General features: G+C 71.4%; 16 protein-coding genes and 3 pseudogenes. 9 read left to right on the top strand and 10 right to left on the bottom strand.

Annotated features, from left to right (window positions below; translation table 11 throughout):
* Positions 1 to 375: 375 nt before the first annotated feature.
* From ABEA77_RS22065 to ABEA77_RS22055, 3 genes are all read right to left on the bottom strand, one after another.
* On the bottom strand, positions 376 to 822 hold the full coding sequence (locus tag ABEA77_RS22065) for a (deoxy)nucleoside triphosphate pyrophosphohydrolase (protein ID WP_345650326.1): 447 nt from the start codon (positions 820 to 822) through the stop codon (positions 376 to 378).
* A 10-nt stretch (positions 823 to 832) separates the two neighbouring features.
* Positions 833 to 1,015: an SPOR domain-containing protein gene (locus ABEA77_RS22060; protein WP_345650323.1), complete on the bottom strand. Its 183-nt coding sequence runs from the start codon at positions 1,013 to 1,015 to the stop codon at positions 833 to 835.
* 307 nt (positions 1,016 to 1,322) lie between these two features.
* Positions 1,323 to 2,075, bottom strand: coding sequence for a GntR family transcriptional regulator (locus ABEA77_RS22055; protein ID WP_345650320.1), 753 nt, complete (start codon positions 2,073 to 2,075; stop codon positions 1,323 to 1,325).
* A 273-nt stretch (positions 2,076 to 2,348) separates the two neighbouring features.
* On the opposite strand from ABEA77_RS22055, the gene ABEA77_RS22050 reads away from it, so the two are divergent.
* A complete protein-coding gene (locus tag ABEA77_RS22050; protein ID WP_345650318.1) occupies positions 2,349 to 3,560 on the top strand; it encodes a serpin family protein in 1,212 nt (403 codons plus the stop codon).
* A gap of 79 nt (positions 3,561 to 3,639) precedes the next feature.
* Here ABEA77_RS22050 and ABEA77_RS22045 read toward each other — a convergent pair whose 3' ends face one another.
* Positions 3,640 to 4,401 carry a LysR family substrate-binding domain-containing protein gene (locus ABEA77_RS22045; protein ID WP_345650316.1) on the bottom strand — a complete coding sequence of 254 codons (762 nt, stop codon included), beginning with the start codon at positions 4,399 to 4,401 and terminating at the stop codon, positions 3,640 to 3,642.
* A 59-nt stretch (positions 4,402 to 4,460) separates the two neighbouring features.
* Between ABEA77_RS22045 and ABEA77_RS22040 the strand changes: the two genes are divergently transcribed.
* The 3 genes and pseudogenes from ABEA77_RS22040 to ABEA77_RS22030 form a co-directional block, all read left to right on the top strand.
* Positions 4,461 to 4,859 carry a DUF5997 family protein gene (locus ABEA77_RS22040; RefSeq protein WP_345650313.1) on the top strand — a complete coding sequence of 133 codons (399 nt, stop codon included), beginning with the start codon at positions 4,461 to 4,463 and terminating at the stop codon, positions 4,857 to 4,859.
* Positions 4,860 to 5,145: 286 nt separating this feature from the next.
* Positions 5,146 to 5,463: a hypothetical protein gene (locus tag ABEA77_RS22035; RefSeq protein WP_345650310.1), complete on the top strand. Its 318-nt coding sequence runs from the start codon at positions 5,146 to 5,148 to the stop codon at positions 5,461 to 5,463.
* A gap of 385 nt (positions 5,464 to 5,848) precedes the next feature.
* Positions 5,849 to 6,601 (top strand): annotated as a pseudogene (locus ABEA77_RS22030) (amidase); the annotation flags it as partial.
* Positions 6,602 to 6,608: 7 nt separating this feature from the next.
* Here ABEA77_RS22030 and ABEA77_RS22025 read toward each other — a convergent pair.
* Positions 6,609 to 7,422, bottom strand: a pseudogene (locus tag ABEA77_RS22025) (IS5 family transposase).
* A gap of 41 nt (positions 7,423 to 7,463) precedes the next feature.
* Here ABEA77_RS22025 and ABEA77_RS22020 point away from each other — a divergent pair.
* On the top strand, positions 7,464 to 7,850 hold the full coding sequence (locus ABEA77_RS22020; protein WP_345650307.1) for a hypothetical protein: 387 nt from the start codon (positions 7,464 to 7,466) through the stop codon (positions 7,848 to 7,850).
* Between the two features lie 203 nt (positions 7,851 to 8,053).
* Here the strand turns inward: ABEA77_RS22020 and ABEA77_RS22015 are convergent.
* Positions 8,054 to 9,258 (bottom strand): IS3 family transposase gene (locus ABEA77_RS22015; protein WP_425588359.1). Its coding sequence is split into 2 segments (ribosomal slippage): positions 8,054 to 8,967 and positions 8,967 to 9,258, totalling 1,206 coding nucleotides; the frame shifts between segments, so codons are not numbered across the junction.
* 38 nt (positions 9,259 to 9,296) lie between these two features.
* On the opposite strand from ABEA77_RS22015, the gene ABEA77_RS22010 reads away from it, so the two are divergent.
* From ABEA77_RS22010 to ABEA77_RS22000, 3 genes are all read left to right on the top strand, one after another.
* Positions 9,297 to 9,866 carry a hypothetical protein gene (locus tag ABEA77_RS22010; RefSeq protein ID WP_345650304.1) on the top strand — a complete coding sequence of 190 codons (570 nt, stop codon included), beginning with the start codon at positions 9,297 to 9,299 and terminating at the stop codon, positions 9,864 to 9,866.
* A gap of 41 nt (positions 9,867 to 9,907) precedes the next feature.
* Positions 9,908 to 10,873, top strand: a complete 966-nt coding sequence (pip, locus tag ABEA77_RS22005; protein ID WP_345650301.1) for a prolyl aminopeptidase — start codon at positions 9,908 to 9,910, stop codon at positions 10,871 to 10,873.
* A 157-nt stretch (positions 10,874 to 11,030) separates the two neighbouring features.
* Entirely contained in the window at positions 11,031 to 11,534 is a 504-nt protein-coding gene (locus ABEA77_RS22000) for a hypothetical protein (protein WP_345650298.1), read from the top strand.
* On the opposite strand, the gene ABEA77_RS21995 is transcribed toward ABEA77_RS22000, so the two are convergent.
* From ABEA77_RS21995 to ychF, 3 genes and pseudogenes are all read right to left on the bottom strand, one after another.
* Positions 11,516 to 11,851: a hypothetical protein gene (locus ABEA77_RS21995; protein WP_345650296.1), complete on the bottom strand. Its 336-nt coding sequence runs from the start codon at positions 11,849 to 11,851 to the stop codon at positions 11,516 to 11,518. The two genes, ABEA77_RS22000 and ABEA77_RS21995, sit on opposite strands and share 19 nt — an antisense overlap.
* Positions 11,852 to 12,236: 385 nt before the next feature.
* A pseudogene (locus tag ABEA77_RS21990) lies at positions 12,237 to 13,033 on the bottom strand (DUF5655 domain-containing protein).
* Between the two features lie 441 nt (positions 13,034 to 13,474).
* Positions 13,475 to 14,563, bottom strand: a complete 1,089-nt coding sequence (gene ychF, locus ABEA77_RS21985) for a redox-regulated ATPase YchF (protein ID WP_345650428.1) — start codon at positions 14,561 to 14,563, stop codon at positions 13,475 to 13,477.
* A gap of 345 nt (positions 14,564 to 14,908) precedes the next feature.
* Here ychF and ABEA77_RS21980 point away from each other — a divergent pair, with 345 nt between their 5' ends.
* Positions 14,909 to 15,526: a DUF6542 domain-containing protein gene (locus ABEA77_RS21980; protein WP_425588358.1), complete on the top strand. Its 618-nt coding sequence runs from the start codon at positions 14,909 to 14,911 to the stop codon at positions 15,524 to 15,526.
* Positions 15,527 to 15,563: 37 nt separating this feature from the next.
* Here the strand turns inward: ABEA77_RS21980 and ppgK are convergent, their stop codons facing one another.
* Positions 15,564 to 16,304, bottom strand: coding sequence for a polyphosphate--glucose phosphotransferase (gene ppgK, locus ABEA77_RS21975; RefSeq protein ID WP_345650294.1), 741 nt, complete (start codon positions 16,302 to 16,304; stop codon positions 15,564 to 15,566).
* Between the last annotated feature and the right edge of the window lie 131 nt (positions 16,305 to 16,435).

The raw sequence follows: 16,435 nt of genomic DNA, 5'->3' as shown, positions 1-16,435 counted from the left end.
CAGAGAAGTCGCCACGCCCCCGCTATGCGTTATGCCCGCACGACGGTGCCATACGCGCGGGCACACCGCTGCGCGGGGGGCGCGTGGGGCGTCCGCAGGGGGCGCGCGGAGGCTCGCCCGGGGAGCGGGTGCACGCGGCGGCTCGCGCCTCGGCGCGGACGGGCGCGCCGCCGGGGGGGCGCGGGCGGGGCGGCTCCGGTGACTGCCGCGTCCGCGTCCGGGGTGCGGCCGGCGCGGGTTCGCGGGTTCGCGGGTCGTACGACTCCCCCGCCGCCCCCGCACCCTCGTGACCCCCGCACCCCCCGCCGCCCCCGCACCCTCGTGACCCCCGCACCCCCGTCTCTTCGCGCCACCCACCGCCCGGCCGGTCGGCGCTCAGCCGGTCAGCGCGGGTCCGAGCAGGGCGAGCACCGCCCGTACGGCGGGGCGGTCGGCTTCCAGCCAGTCCACCGGGTCCGGCGCCGGACCCTGCCCGTCGGGCGCGGCCTCGGACGCGGTCACCCAGCGCAGGGCGTCGTGGTCCTGGAGCGGGCGCGGTTCGCCCGAGACGAGCCGTACGGTCCAGACCCGCAGTTCATGGCCGCGGGGCAGCGGCCAGGCGCCGGGCACCCGGGCGACCGGCACGGTCTCGATGCCCAACTCCTCGCGCAACTCGCGTACGAGGGCGTCCTCTTCGCGCTCCCCAGGCTCCACCTTGCCGCCGGGCAGCTCCCAGCGGCCCGCCAGCTCAGGGGGCGCGCTACGGCGCGCGGCGAGCAGCCGCCCGCCCCCGTACACGGCGCCCGCGACCACCACGCGCGCCGCCGTCTTCCGCTCCGTCATGCGCCGGAGCCTATGTCGGGTTCCGTTCCAGCCGCTCGACGCTGTACACCGGCCCCTGCGCGTGCCCGTCGAGGGCCTCCGCGAGCCGCTGCGCCTCGTCCCGTGTCGCGCACCAGGCGACGCAGTAGCGGTTGCCGTTGTCGTCGTCCCGTATGACCTGCCAGGACAGCAGGGCGGTCCCCCCTTCGCTCACGCCCGCACCTCCGCGGCGGCCGTCGCAGGCACCCCTATGTCCGGACGCGCCGGGCATCCCCGGCAAACCCCTGTGCGCATATGCCAGAGCGTACGCCCGACCCTTACGCACCGGAGGCGGGAATACACGAAGAGGCAACTTCCGGCCAACAATGCACCGAAAAGAGCGGTCGCGCGACGGCCACGCGCGCCTCTCAATCCGCCCCATGGTGCGCCGGGCGCGCGCCGGTATGCGCCCCGCGCACCGGCCAGGGGCGGCACCCCCCGGGCGTCGCGGAGAGCGGCTTCCCGCCCGCGGCGCCCGGGGGTCAGCGCACGGAGAGGTGGTAGGCGATCCGGAAGCGGTCGGCGGGGACGACGACGTCCGCCGTCTCGACCGCGCGCCCCGACGCGTAATACGTCCGCTGGAGCACCATCACCACGTGCCCCGGCACCCCGCCGAGCGCGAGCAGTTCCTCGGCGAGCCCGGGGCGCGCGCCGACCTCTTCGAGGACGTTGTCCACGACGACGTCGATGGCGGCCATCCGCTCCACCACGCCGCAGCCGCCGAGCGGCCCCTCCTCCGGCAGCATGACGGGCGTGCGCCCGGTGAGCGCGAGGGGCTCCCAGGACGTGGAGAGCATCATCGGCTCGCCGTCCGCCCTGAACACGTACCGCGTGCGCATCACGCGGTCGCCCGCGTCGATGCCGAGCCGGGCCGCGACCTCGGGCGAGGCGTCCTCCTGCTCGCTGCGCGACTCCCAGGTGCCGCACGCCCCCTCGTCCGCCTGCTCCTGCCTGAAGGGGTTCGAGCCGGCGGCCGGCCGGTAGCCGGAGCGCGCGATCCTGCGCGGCACCGGCCGCTCCCTGACGTACGTGCCCGACCCCGAGCGCCCCTCGACGAGGCCCTCGGCCATCAGCACCTTGCGGGCTTCGAGCGCCACGGTGTCGGAGACCCCGTACTCCTCGCGGATACGGGCCTGGGACGGGAGCCTCGTGTGCGGCGGCAGCACCCCGTCGACGATCTTCTGCCGGAGATCGCTCGCGACGCGCAGATAGGCGGGCTGCTCACCGAATGCCACGGGCCACTCCCTCGCGTTGACAGACAGCAACAGAGTGGCAACCCAGGGTTGATCATCGCAAGCATGGGCCATGGTTTCACCCGAAGTGATGACATGTGTCCGTGCCGCGCATGCTCCCCGCCCCGGCGCGCGGGGTGCTGCCCCAGGTGAGCGCGGGGACCCCGGCGCCGGGGCGGAGGGCCGGGGTACGGGTAGGGGCACGACAGCAGGGCAGGGGCACGGCAGCAGGGCGGGCAGGCACCGGGCGACCGGAAGGAAGAAGGGCGGCAGGACATGGCGCGGGAGCAGAAGGCGGCGGTGGCCGGGGTGGCGGCGCTCACCGCGCGGTGGGCGCGGGGGCTCGACGCGGCACGCGACACGGTCTTCTCCGCGGCCGGCGCCTGGCCGCTGCTGGCCCTGCTCGCCGAGACCGCCGAGGGGCCCGCGCGCGGCGAACTGGAGTCGGCGGTCGGCGCCCCCGCGCCGGACGCGGCGGCCGCCGCACGCGAGCTGCTCGCCGAACTCCCGTGCGCAGCGGGGCTGAACGCGGCCCTCGGCCTGTGGACCGCGCGCTCGCTGCCGCTGCGCGACGCCTGGCTCGCGACGCTCCCGCGGGGCAGCCACGCCGCGCTCACCGGGGACGCGGCGGCGGACCGCGCCGCCCTCGACGCCTGGGCCGCGCGGCAGACCGGGGGCCTCATCGACCGGATGCCGGTCGACGTCGGCCCCGGTGTCCCGATGGTCCTCGCGAGCGCGCTGCGGCTGGCGACGCGCTGGGAGCACCCGTTCACCGGCGGCCAGGCGCGGCCTTCGGCGGCGGGCCCCTGGGCGGGCCAGGCGCTGCCCCTCCTCACCCGCACCACCCCTGGACTCGGCGACGCGGGCGTGGCGGACACCCGGCACGGCCCGCTGACCCTGCTGCCGGTGCGGGGCGACAACGGCATCGACGTGCACCTCCTCGTCGGCCCGCGGGGCGCGGGCCCCGGCGAGGTCATCGGCGGGGCGATGGACTCGCTCACGGGGCGGTGCGCGGTGACGCCCGCCGACGCCCTGCCGTACGGGCCCGAGGCCGGACCTGGCCTCGCCAAGGACGTGATCGAGTCGACGCGCCCCGCGCCGGGCCCGGTCCTCCGCCTCGACGTGCCGGCCTTCCGCCTCACGGCCCACCACGACCTGCTGCGCCACGCCGAGGTGTTCGGCCTCGCGTCGGCGAGCGACGCGTCGCGCGGCCACTTCCCCGGCATCTCGCCCGCGCCGCTCGCCGTCGGCTCCGCGGCACAGGCCGCGAGGGCGGAGTTCGGCGCCGAGGGATTCGAGGCGGCGGCCGTCACGGCGTTCGGCATGCGCGCGGGGGCGGCCTCGGCGGCGCGTACACGGGTCCCCCGCGTCATCGCCACCCTCGACCGCCCCTTCGGCTTCGCGGCCGTCCAGCGCGCGACGGGCCTCTGCCTGGCCACGGGCTGGGTGGCGAAGGCGCCGTCCGGCACGGGCCGCGTCGAGGACTGACCGGCGTACGTGCGCGGCCGAGCGGTACGGGTCGCCTGAGGGCCGGGGCACGGCGGACGGTACGCCCGCAGGCCCGGGGTCAGGAGCGGCCGCGGGGCCTGCCCCTGCGGTTGCCCCTGGGCGCTCCCCCGGAGCGCCGCTGGGGCTTGCCGCCGCCCGCGGCCTGCTTGCCGCGGGCGTCGGGCGTGCGCTCGGGCTTCCGCTTCTCTGCGGGCTGCGCGGCGGCCCTCGGCCTGCCGCGGCTGCTGTTGACCGTGCGTCCGCGGACGATGCCGATGAACTCCTCGACCAGGTCCGTCGTCCCGTCCTCGCGCCACGACAGGGCGACCCGGGAGAGCGGGGCGTCGGTGACGGGGCGGTAGGTGAGGTCCCTGCGGTGGTGCAGGCGGGCGAGCGACTGCGGTACGAGGAGCACGCCGATGCCCGCGGCCACCAGCTGGACCGCGTCGGCCGTCGTGGCGGGCCGCTCGACGGCCGGGCGGCCGGGCAGCCGCTCCCAGTCGAGGGTGTCGTCCAGCGGGTGCAGCACGATGTCGTCGGCCAGGTCCTCCGTGGTGATCTCGTCGGCCGCCGCGACGAGGTGGTCCCTGGGGACCACGACGACGGTCGTCTCGGTGTAGAGGGGGATCGCGCTGAGGTCCGTACGGTCGACGGGCAGCCGCAGGAACCCGGCGTCGGCGCCCCGCTCGCGCAGGACGCCCGCCGCCTGTGCGGCGGGCACGCCGGTGAGGGTCAGCGGGACATCCGGCAGGCGCTCGTTCCAGATCCGCACCCACTTGGCGGGCGTCACCCCGGGAACGTACGCGAGCCGGAAAGCGGAGGGTACGTCCGAGGCGGTCATCGCCCCAGGTTAACCGGCCGTGGTCGAGCGGGGCGCCCGCGCTCGTTACGCTGGACGGCATGACGTCGCACAAGAGCACCCAGACCATGAAACCCGCGACCGCGGCGAAGAAGCTGGGTGTGTACCTGGAGGCCACCCCCGCGGAATTCCGTGAGGGCACCGTCTCGCGCAGCGAGCTGAACGCGCTCCAGGCCGACCCGCCCGAGTGGCTCAAGGAGCTGCGGCTCAACGGCCCGCACCCGCGCCCGGTCGTCGCGTCGAAGCTGAAGGTCTCCATCGCGGGCCTCGCCCGCGGCGGCGTCACCGAGCCCCTCACGACGGACCAGATCGAGGCCCTCAAGCAGGAGGACCCCGAGTGGCTCAGGCGCGAACGCGCCACCCAGGCCGAGGTCCGCAAGGAGACCGCCCGCCTCAGGGAACGCGCCCACGACCGCGCCGCGGACTCCGACGGCGCCTGACCCTCCTCCCGCGCGGCCGGGACCGTGCCCGTGCGTGTCCGGGAGCCGATGCGCCCGGAATAGGCCGTACCAGGGCGAAAACCGGGCTGCGCTGATCGGTGGCCGCAGCAGGTCCCGTGCCGGCGTCTATGTTCGGCTCGGCCGGAAAACCCCGCCAAGGGGCGGTTTTCCGCCGCATGCACAGTCCGACTCGCCGTCATGGCGCGTCAGGACGGAATGACGGGGCCGTACCGGAGGAAAACCGGCGGCCGGCCGCGGAGAAGCCTGGGAGAGGAAAGCCATGAGAATGCGGAGAACCCCCGTCTCGCTGCTGCTTGCCGGCGCTGTCGCCGTCGGGCTGCCGGTGGCGGTGTCGGGCACCGCCTCGGCCGCGAGTGTGCCGTCCGGCTGCTATGCGACCTCGTTCACCTCCTCGTCGGTGACCATCACCTGCAAACAGGGTCCGGGCGAGGTGCGCGTCGCGGTGCTGTGCCAGGACGGCATCACGGGGAACACCGAGACGTCCTACGGGCCGTGGGTGGCGTGGAACAAGAAGTCCACCGGCTCCTGCGGTTCGTCGCAGCGCTATGTGGCGGTGTCCTGGAACTACCAGACCCGAGCCTGAGCCCGCCTCCCGTCCGCGGTGTCACCGCTGCCCCGCGCGGGGCCCAACGAGGTTGCCGCCACCCGCACTTGCCGCCCTCGCCGGCCGCGGAGGCGGTCCTGTGCGACCGTGCGGGCGCGGCTAGCATGCGCGGGGCGCGGGACCTTCCGCCTGCGCCGGTGTGTCGAGCGAGGGGGCAGCCTGTGAACGCGCTCGATCCCGCCGCCGAGGGGGCGGGCCAGGCGCCCAGGGCCCGGCGGACGAGCACCGGGCGGGGGTGGCGGCGGTCGCGGGCCTCTTCCGGTCCGTACCCGACGGGCTGCGCGGCCTCGACCTCGGCGACACCCCGCCCGCCGCCGCCTACCGGGCCGTAGGAGGAGGCGGCGGCGATGCAGCCGTATATGAGCTGAGCCTCACCGAAGCCTCTCGGGCCGTAGAGCGCCGCGAACTCTCGCCCGTGGAGCTGACGGAGTCCGTGCTCGGCCGCATCGCGGCCGTCGACGCGCGGCTCTGCGCCTATGTGACCGTCACGGCGGACGCGGCGCTGCGCGCGGCCAGGCAGGCCGGGAGCGAAATCGCGGCCCGCCGGTGGCGCGGGCCGCCGCACGGCGCCCCCATGGCGCTCAAGGACATGATCGACGCGGCGGGCGTGCCGACCACGGCGAGCTCCCGGGTACGGGAGGGCCATGTCGCGAAGCAGGACAGCGCGGTGGCGGCCCGCCTGGCCGAGGCGGGCGCCGTGCTGCCCGGCAAGACCCACACGCACGAGTTCGCCTACGGCCTGATCACGCCGCAGACGCACAACGCCTGGGACCCCGGGCGCATCGCGGGCGGGTCGAGCGGCGGTTCCGCGGTGGCCGTCGCCGCGGGCGCCGCCACGTTCGCGCTGGGCACGGACACGGGCGGGTCGATGCGCGTGCCCGCGGCGTTCAACGGCATGGTGGGGCTGAAACCGACGTACGGCCTTGTCCCCCGCCACGGTGTGACGTCGCTGTCCTGGTCGCTCGGTCACGTCGGACCGATCACCCGCACCGTGCGGGACGCGGCCCTCGTACCCGCCGCCGTCGCGGGACACGACCCGCGCGACCCGGCCAGCCTGGCAACGCCCCTGCCGGACCTGCGACGTGAGGACAGCGCCGCCGACCTGAAGGGCGTAAGACGTCGTTTCAGTTGGTGAGTCTGCGGTAGTTGATGAGGCTGGTCGCGATCGTAGTGAAGGCCAGGAAGTGTTCCGGCTTACGTTCGTAGCGGCGGTGCAGACGTCTGCAGCCGGCGAGCCAGGACATGGTGCGTTCGACGACCCAGCGGTGGCGGCCCAGTCGGGCGGAGCTTTCCTTGCCGCGGCGGGCAATACGGGGCGTGATGCCACGCTCGCGGAGCCATCGCCGCTGGTGGTCGTAGTCGTAGCCCTTGTCGCCGTGCAGCTTGTGCGGCTGTCGCCGCCGCGGCCCGCGTCGACTACGGATGGGAGGTGTGCCCTGCACGAGGGCTGCAGGGCGAGGCTGTCATGGGTGTTCGCAGCAGAGATCGCCACTGAGATCGGTAGGCCCGACCGGTCGACGATCAGGTTGATTTTCGATCCGTTCCTGCCTCGGTCGGTCGGATTCGGTCCCGTCAGCTGCCCCCTTTGAGGGCCCGGACACTGACGGAGTCGACGGCGCAACGCGACCAGTCCAACTCCCCGCGCGCGCCGAGTTCGTCGAGGATGACCCGATGCAGCCGGGCCCAGACCCGTGCCTTGGACCACTGGGCGAAACGCCGGTAGACGGTGGGCCAGGCCGGCCCGAACACCGGTGGCAACTGCCGCCAGGAGCAGCCGGACGTCGCCACGAACACGATCGCCGTCAACACCTCACGATCACCAGCCCGCTTACGCCCGCCGCCCTGCGGTCGTATGACCTCCGTCGGCGGCACCACCCGCCGAAACAGCTCCCACAACTCATCCGGCACCAACCGCTCAGCAAGACTCGCCATGCTCAGACCAACGAACGATCAAGCCAAAGGAAACGACGTTTGAACAGGTGGTGCTGGCGGCCGAACTGCGCGAGGCACCGGTCGAGGGTGACGCGATGACGGCGACCGCGGACTGCCGGGACTTCGAGGACGGCCCCTACCCCGGCCCGGACGGCCGCTGCGGGGCCTCGTTCCTGGCCTGCCTGGGCTGCACCAACGCACGCATCCACCCTGGCCACCATGCACGCCTCGCCCACCTGCACCATGCGCTGGCGCGCCTGCGCAGCGCCATGAACCCGGCGCTGTGGCAGGCAGACTGGGGCGACGCCCATGCCCGCCTGGAGCACTTGAGCAGACGCCTCGGCCCCGCCGCCTGGACCAAGGCACTGTCCGAAGTGACGGATGACGAACGGGACTTGATCGACGACCTGCTGACCGGAGGACTGGCCGCGTGAACCTCGCCATCGGTGCGGGCCGGGGAATTCTGCCCGGTCCGGATGCCCCCGTCTTCGCCCCGCACCTGATCGTGGAGGGCTATACGGGTCCCGCTGTCCGCTACAGCGACAGCGTCTGGCCAATGGGCCCCGATGAACGGCAACCCCAGTGCGGACGTCGGGGCGATCTACTGAGGGCCTTGACCCCGAATCCTGAACACGGGTTATGCGGCTGGTGCCAGCGTAGTTGGTGTGGGGTGGAAGGCGTCCTCGAAGGCGATTGGTGATCGCTGTCCGGGGCGGGAGTGTCGGCGCCGGGTGTTGTAGCGATGGAGCCATCCGAAGGCGTCGAGTCGGGCCTCGCGCTCGTTGGGCCAGCTCTTGCGTCCTTGCAGGGTCTCGCGTTTGAAGGCCGCGTTGAAGGACTCGGCGAGTGGGTTGTCCGCGCTGGACCCGACCGGGCTCATGCTTCGCCGAACCCCTGCTGACCTGCAGGCTTCGGCGAAGGCCCTGCTCGTGTACTGGGCTCCGTGGTCGGTGTGCATGATCGATCCGGCGAGGCTGCCGCGGGTGCGGATCGCCGCGGCCAGGGCATCGGTCACGAGATCCGCGCGCATGTGGCCGGCGATCGCCCGGCCGGCCAGACGGCGCGAGGCGAGGTCGATGACGGTCGCCAGGTAGCAGAACTTACCGCCGTCGATGGGCAGGGAGGTGAAGTCGCCGACGTACTTCGTGTTCGGCCTGCCCGCGGTGAAGTCCCGGCGGATCAGGTCCGAAGCCTTGGCCGCAGCCGGATCGGGGACGGTGGTGCGGTGCCGGCGGCGCAACCGGACCCCTTCGATCCCGGACTCTCGCATGATCCTGGCGACCCGCTTGTGGCTGACCGCCTCACCGTTCGTCTCGCGGAGCTCGGCGGTGATCCTGGGGACGCCATAGGTGCCGTCCGATTCGCGGTGCACCGCCCGTATCCGGGCGGCAAGCTGTGCGTCGGCCGCCTGCCGGGCGGCCCGGTCCGCAGCTGTCCGGCGCCAGTAGCAGAAGCTCGAGCGGCTGACGCCGAGGATGCTGCAGAGCCGCTTCACGCCGTAACGGCGCTGATGGTCGGCGACACACGGGAAGCGGTTCACCGGCGCGTCTCCCCGGCGAAATACCTGGCGGCCTTCCGCAGGATCTCGCGTTCCTCCTCGAGTTCGCGGACCTTCTTCCGCAGAGCCGCGTTCTCCGCCTCCAGCGGTGCCGGCGGCTGGGCCGGTTCCTGCGTCCGGCGTCCCCGTGGACGGCTTGCCCCGGCAGCCCGCACCCAGTTCCGCAGGGTCTCCGGATTGATCCCCAGATCGGCGGCGACCGACCTGATCGTCGCATCGGGCCGCGACTCGTACAGCGCGACCGCGTCCGCCTTGAACTGCGGCGGACAGTTCTTCATGACCACGAGATGTCCGTTCTCAGATCCTCAGGATCCGGTGCCTCGTGTGTCCAACACCAGGGGTCAAGACCCGATGGCCCCTCCTTCAAAGCTGCCTGACCGACGATGCCCTGCCCACGGACGTCCGAGCTGCCGGTGCGATCACCCTGCTGTTCGGTCCGTCCACCGAACGTCTCTGCCATCTGACGCCCGAGCACCTCAAGTTCGACGACAAGCACGCCTACCTCACGCTGGGCCGCCACCCCGTCCTGCTGCCGCCGAGGCTCGCCGAACTGCTCCGTCAACTTGCCGAACAGCCCCAGCTGCGACCGCAGCTCTCACGAGTCCGCCCAGGGCCTCGGTGGCTCTTCCCGGGCATGGTCCCGGGCAAGCCGATCTCGACGCACGGCATGACCCAGAAGCTCAACCGGTACGGCATCCCGGTTCGCACCGCCCGCAACGCGGCGCTGGCCGCACTCGCTGCTGATCTCCCCAGCCCAATCCTCGCCGACGTGAACGGGATGCACCGCCACACCGCACTCCGCTGGGTCGCCTATGCCCGACGCGACTGGGCTGAATACCTCGCCGCGCGCGCTGAGGACAAATCAGGAGACGTCGTTCCAGCCGTCGACTAGCCTCGCGAGGTTGTTCTTCACGCCTTCAGGAGGAGATCGTCATGGCCCAGCCGTTCCCGCCCATCGAACCGTACGCGCACGGTCTCCTCGATGTCGGCGACGCAAACCAGATCTACTGGGAGACCAGCGGGAATCCCAGTGGAAAGGCGGCTCTGTGCGTGCACGGCGGGCCCGGCAGCGGGGGGCGTCGTGGCAGTCGCAAGATGTTCGATCCCGAAGTCTACCGGATCGTCCTGTTCGATCAGCGTGGCTGCGGTGAGAGCCGGCCTCACGCCTCCGACCGGTCCGTCAGCCTCGATCCCAACACCACCGACCACCTCATCGAGGATATGGAGCGGCTACGCGAACACCTGGGCATCGAGCACTGGCTCCTCTACGGCGGCTCCTGGGGCTCAACACTGATCCTCGCCTACGCTGAGCGCTATCCCGAGCGAGTCTCCGAGGTTGTCATCGTCGGCGTCACCATGACCCGGCCGGAGGAGACCGACTGGCTCTACCACGGCGTCGGACGCCTGCTGCCAGGCCCCTGGGAGACATTCCGCGACGCACTTCCCGAAGCGGACCGGAGCGGCAATCTCGTGGCCGCCTATAACCAGCTGCTGAACAGCCCTGATGAGGCGATCAGGGAGAGGGCGGCACGGGACTGGTGTGCTTGGGAGGACGCTGTCATCGCCCACGAGGTACTTGGTCATCCGGGCGCCTACAGTGACAAGACTGACAGCGCACTGATGGCATTCGTTCGGATCTGCGCGCACTACTTCGCGAACGATGCCTGGCTTGAAGATGGACAACTGCTCCGTGACGCACATCGGCTGGCCGGTATCCCAGCAGTGCTGATCCACGGCCGACTCGACCTAGGCAGCCCATTGAAGACCGCGTGGGAGTTGTCCAAAGCGTGGCCAGACGCGGAGCTGAAAGTGATCGACGACTCCGGACACACAGGCAGTCCCACGATGCAGGACGCGGTCCTGGAGGCGATCGCACGGTTCGGCAAGAGCGGACGGTGATTGGACCGCTATGCCGGGCTCTCTCGCCCCACGAGAGAGCCCGAGGACAGGAATAGCGCACGGTCGGAATAACCCCCTCCCGCCAGTAGTTCTGGGGCTGCGCAGCGGCTGCTGTCCCGACCCCGAACCGGACGAAGACGGCGACCTGCCCCAGCACATGATCTACGGCCACGTCTACAAGACCGCTCGCGCCACCATCGACACCATCACCGACCTGCAGGAGGACCTGGACGACGGCATCGGCATCTCCGGCCCGGCAGCCCGCCGCGCGATCAACGCCGCCGCCACCGCCCCGCAGTTCCAGGGCACAGCCATCACCACCCGCACGGCCCGCAAGATCCTCGCCAACGCCGACCTGGCCGTCTACGACAACCCCAACACGCTGTTGATGTACGTCTACAACGGGGACCGGGCCCTGTGCCACCGCGACACCGACACTCCCAGCCCCAGCCTGGACCGCTGCGTCAGCTCCTGCGCGAACATCGCCTGGACCGACCATCACGCCGAACAACTCCGCCAGCACGCCGACGCGCTGGACAAGCGGGCCGGCCGCCGGCCCGATCCCATCGGCGACCGCCTGTGCCACAACGCCGACAGGCTCCGCACGCTCGCCGACGAGCACGACCGCACCCGCATCACCCTTCAGGAGAACACCCCATGACCCCCGTCCTGGACGAACGAGGCCGCATCCGCGCCGCCATGGACCGCATCCTGGCGGGGATGCCTGAACACTCCAACGGAGCCCTGACGATCGTCGCACTGGCCCAGGAGGCCCAGCTCCCGCGCAACGCGCTCACCCAGCGCCACCTGGACCTCAAGAACGAGTTCTATGCCAAGGTCCGGGAGCGCGGGCAGATACCGGACAGCGAGAGGCGGCTGCGGCAGCAGATCGTCAAGCTCAAGGAACTCCGGGCCAATGACAAAGCCGAAATCGCCCAGCTGCAGGCCGACCGCGAGGGACTCGTGCGCATCGTGCACCAACTCACGGTGGAGAACCGACAGCTGCGAGCCGAGCTTGCCACTCCCGACAACAGGGTTCGGGTCCTTCCCACACAGCCCCCACGGCGATTGGACAGGCTCGGGCTGGTGCAGCAAATGCGCCGGATACGCGGTACGGAGGCTGAACGAGGAACAGTTCGCCCACTACTGGGCGAGCGCGCAGGCCGCTCACGTCGCCTTGTTCGGCGGGCTTCGGTAGATCTGGGCGGCAATGTAGCGGTGGATCCCCGGTTACCGAAACCGGGGATCCACCGAATACTTATAGCTCCACCGCCACTACCTGACCGCCACTTTGAAGGGGCGCATCGCGACAGACGACAACTTGATCAGGCAAGCGCACCTGGACTTGGGGGCCATTACTCGTTCACGCCGCGGCGTAGCTCAGCCGGAACAGGTCCTGAGCACGCTCCAGGTCCCTTTCAGTGCGCAGCTGCACCTCCAGGTCGCCCGTGCCGTGGTGCCCGAGCCCCGTCACGTCCCGGGTAAATCCGGGAGTGAGATCGACGCTTTTCGGGTCGGCCTTCAGGTAGACGAGCAACTTGGTCTGCTGGGGCGGGATGACGCAGGCAAAATTCCGCCGCCGCTGGTAGGCGGCGTACTGCTTTCGCTGAACTCGCGTGATGACATCTCCCAGACCGCGGAGCGTCTCGTCCGCGGCCACGGCCAGCTCAGCCATCGCGTCGGTCTGCCGCTGGAGCGCCTGTGGCGCCTCCATGTGCGCGTGACGGCGAGTGCGCCGGTTCGCCGCGGCCGACTTGCCGGTGACGGAGACCACCATCTCCAGGCTGACGTGGTCGCTACCGTAGTACCGATAGCGAACCAGGTCGATGCTACGACGGTGCTCGCGCACAGCGTGCGCATCGTAGCGGGTGAAGTCACCGGCAACACAGATTAGGCGGGGGGGGCGCTCCACAGGACCTGCGCTGCGGTCGGTACTCCGAGCCTGTCGCGGACCAGCCTGTCGAAGGCGCTCCGGTGCCGGGTGAGCCACGACAGGTAGTAAAGGCCCTGGTTGATTACGCCGGCATCCGTGCCGCGCTTGTACTCAACGATGACCGGCGCGCCGTTCTCATCTATCCCGAGCGAGTCGATCCGCCCGCCCTCGACGCAGTCGATCACGTACTCGCTCGCCAGGAACCGCACCCCCAGCATCGTCTCCATGTGCGCCTCGATAAGGCTCTGAACATCCGCCTCGACATCGGCAAGACGCGGCGTGACCTCAGTCACGCCGCCTTTCGTTGTGTGGAACAGCTTCACGCCCGACTTCCCCCCTCGGCTAGGAGATCGACAACGTCGGGCAGGTGCAGATTTGTTTCCGCACGAGACCATGAGGCCGTGAAGAAAGCGTGTAGATGGAATCCCCTCCCTGCCCACCCGTTGCACCGGGCAGCACACTGTCCGAAATCCAGCACGGGCGTTCCCATCCCATCCCAGCACGATCCGAGCACGGTACGGATGAGCAGGGGTGATGACAGGTGACGAGGGGTCAGCTATCCCAGCACCATCCCAGCACGGGGAAAAACCAAGGGCCCGACTCCGAGGAGCCGGGCCCTTTCCGACCTGGGCGTTTGCCAGATCAGCGACGTGGTGATATGTCAGCGGCTACACGTTGAAGCGGAACTCCACCACGTCGCCGTCCCGCATGACGTATTCCTTGCCCTCCATGCGGGCCTTGCCGGCCGCGCGGGCTTCGGCTACCGAGCCGGTTGCCAGGAGGTCCTCGTACGAGATGACCTCGGCCTTGATGAAGCCCTTCTGGAAGTCGGTGTGGATCACGCCGGCGGCCTCGGGGGCGGTGGCGCCCTTCTTGATGGTCCAGGCGCGGGACTCCTTGGGGCCTGCCGTGAGGTAGGTCTGGAGACCGAGGGTGCGGAAGCCCACGTGGGCGAGGGTGGCGAGGCCGGGCTCCTCCTGGCCGACGGACTGGAGGAGTTCGAGGGCCTCGTCGTCGTCGAGCTCGGCGAGGTCGGCCTCCAGCTTGGCGTTGAGGAAGATCGCCTCGGCGGGGGCGACGAGGGCGCGCTGCTCGGCCTTGAAGGCGTCGTCGGTGAGTTCCTCCTCGTCCACGTTGAAGACGTAGAGGAAGGGCTTGGTCGTCAGCAGGTGCAGGTCGTGGAGCGGCTCGGCGCGCTCGGTGCCCTGGGCGATGCCCGCGGCGAAGAGGGTCTGGCCGGACTCCAGGATCGACTGGGCCTCCTCGACGGCGGCGACCTTCGGCTGGATGTCCTTCTTGATCCGCGACTCCTTCTGGAGGCGGGGCAGGACCTTCTCGATGGTCTGGAGGTCCGCGAGGATCAGCTCGGTGTTGATGGTCTCGATGTCGTCCTTGGGTGAGACCTTGCCGTCGACATGGACGACGTTCTCGTCCTTGAAGGCGCGGATGACCTGGCAGATCGCGTCGGACTCGCGAATGTTCGCGAGGAACTTGTTGCCGAGGCCCTCGCCCTCGGAGGCACCGCGCACGATGCCCGCGATGTCGACGAAGTCGACGGTGGCCGGGAGAGTGCGCTGGGAGCCGAACAGCTCGGCGAGCTTGTCGAGGCGCGGGTCGGGCACCCCGACGACGCCGACGTTGGGCTCGATCGTGGCGAACGGGTAGTTGGCCGCCAGCACGTCGTTCTTGGTCAGGGCGTTGAACAGGGTCGACTTGCCGACATTCGGCAGACCGACGATTCCGATCGTGAGCGACACGGTGGCGACTTCCGGTGGGTGCGGGTGGGTGGAGGACGTGATCGGGGGCACGGGTGGGGGATGGGGATGTCAGCTTGCGATTCTACGGGCGGACGCGGCGCCCCCGGGCCACAGGGGCGCCGGGAGGCCGCCGGGCAGGGGGCGCCTTCGGCTGCCGGCCCGCCGGAGCGTTCGACCCCGGGGTCACCGGAGCGTTCGGCCGCCGGGCCGCGGGAGCCTTCGGCCGCCGCCGGAGCGCAGGGGCGTCCTGGCGCGTCGGGCGGCGGGCTCGAACGCAGCGCCAAGGTCGGCCAAAGGGCGTGTCCCGTGCCCGTTTTCTCACCCTCCGGCACCTACGTTGGTCCGGTGGACCAGTACAGGACACGTCAGCCTCAGCGCCGTACCTCCTCCTCCGTGTCGCGCGGCGCCCTGGCCCAGCCCGCGGGCGGCTACCGCACGCCCGTCGCGCGGGGCGCCTCCGCGCCCTCGGGGCGCGTGCCGCCCGTCGCGGCCGCGCTCCGCGCGCTGCCGAACCCGCGCCTGACCGGCCTCGGCGCGGGCCTGTTCGCGACGGTCTCCATGGTCTTCCTCGGCTTCGTGGACAGCTTCCTGTTCGGCAGCTCGCCCGCGTTCTTCGGTGCGATGTTCCTGCCGGTCAGCGCCGCGACGGCGCTGTGGGTGCGCACCGCCGACCTGGTCACGGCGCCGATCGGCGTGCCGATCGCGTTCGCGCTGGGGACGGTGCCGGTCTCCGGCGGCACCGGCGGCTTCGCCGCGCAGGCGATGGCCGTGGTCACGTCGCTGGCGATGCACGCGGGGTGGCTGTACGGCGGGACCCTGATCGCCGGTGTCATCGCGACCGTGCGCAAGATCCGGCAGATGGGGCGTCGGCAGTCGGAGCGTGACGCGGCGGCGCGGGCGGCGGAGGCGGCGGAGCCCGGCCGCGCGGTCCGCGCCCCCGTACGCGCCCCGCGGCGCGGCTGAGTCCGCAGCCGCACGGGCCGCGCCCCGCCCGTACGGGCTACTGCCGCGCCGCCGTCATCGCCGCGCCGACGATCCCCGCGTTGTTCTGGAGCTGCGCGGGGACGATCTGGGCCCTGATGCCCTCGATGTGCGGCAGGAACTTCTCGGACTTGCGGCTCACGCCGCCGCCGATGATGAACAACTCGGGCGAGAACAGCATCTCCAGGTGGGCCAGGTACTTCTGGACCCGGTGGCGCGCCCAGTGGCTCCAGCTGAGGTCCTCGTCCTCCTTGGCCTTCGACGACGCGCGCTTCTCCGCGTCGTGGCCGTGCAGCTCGACGTGGCCGAGCTCGGTGTTGGGTACGAGGACGCCGTCGCTGAAGAGGGCGCTGCCGATGCCCGTACCGAACGTCAGCAGCATCACGACGCCCCTGCGGCCGCGGCCCGCGCCGAACTCCATCTCGGCGACCCCGGCGGCGTCGCCGTCGTTCATGACGGTGACCGGCATGCCGAGGCGGTCGCCGATCAGGCCGCCCGCGTCGACGTCGACCCACGACGTGTCGACATTGGCCGCGGTCCTGATGACCGAGCCGGTGACCACGCCGGGGAAGGTGACCCCGATCGGGCCGGACCAGTCGAAGTGCCGTACGACCTCCACGACGCCCTCGAGTACGCCGTCCGGCGTCGCGGGGTGCGGGGTCAGTACCTTGTGCCGGGGCTGCGCCAGGTCGCCGCGGTCCAGGTCGACGGGTGCGCCCTTGATGCCAGAGCCGCCGATGTCCACTCCGAAGACGTTCATGAAGACCACGTTAAGGCCCGGCAACCGGGGCGCACGGCCGGACCATCGGATTCCGGCACGGTGCGGGGCGCGGGCTGGGGGGGTGCCCCTATGGGTTTCGTCAAGCTGATGGGGCGGGCTGTGGGTCGTAG

The sequence above is a fragment of the Streptomyces tremellae genome (genome assembly GCF_039540215.1).
GTDB classification, from domain to species: domain Bacteria; phylum Actinomycetota; class Actinomycetes; order Streptomycetales; family Streptomycetaceae; genus Streptomyces; species Streptomyces tremellae.
This window is presented reverse-complemented; position numbering and strand designations above follow the sequence as displayed.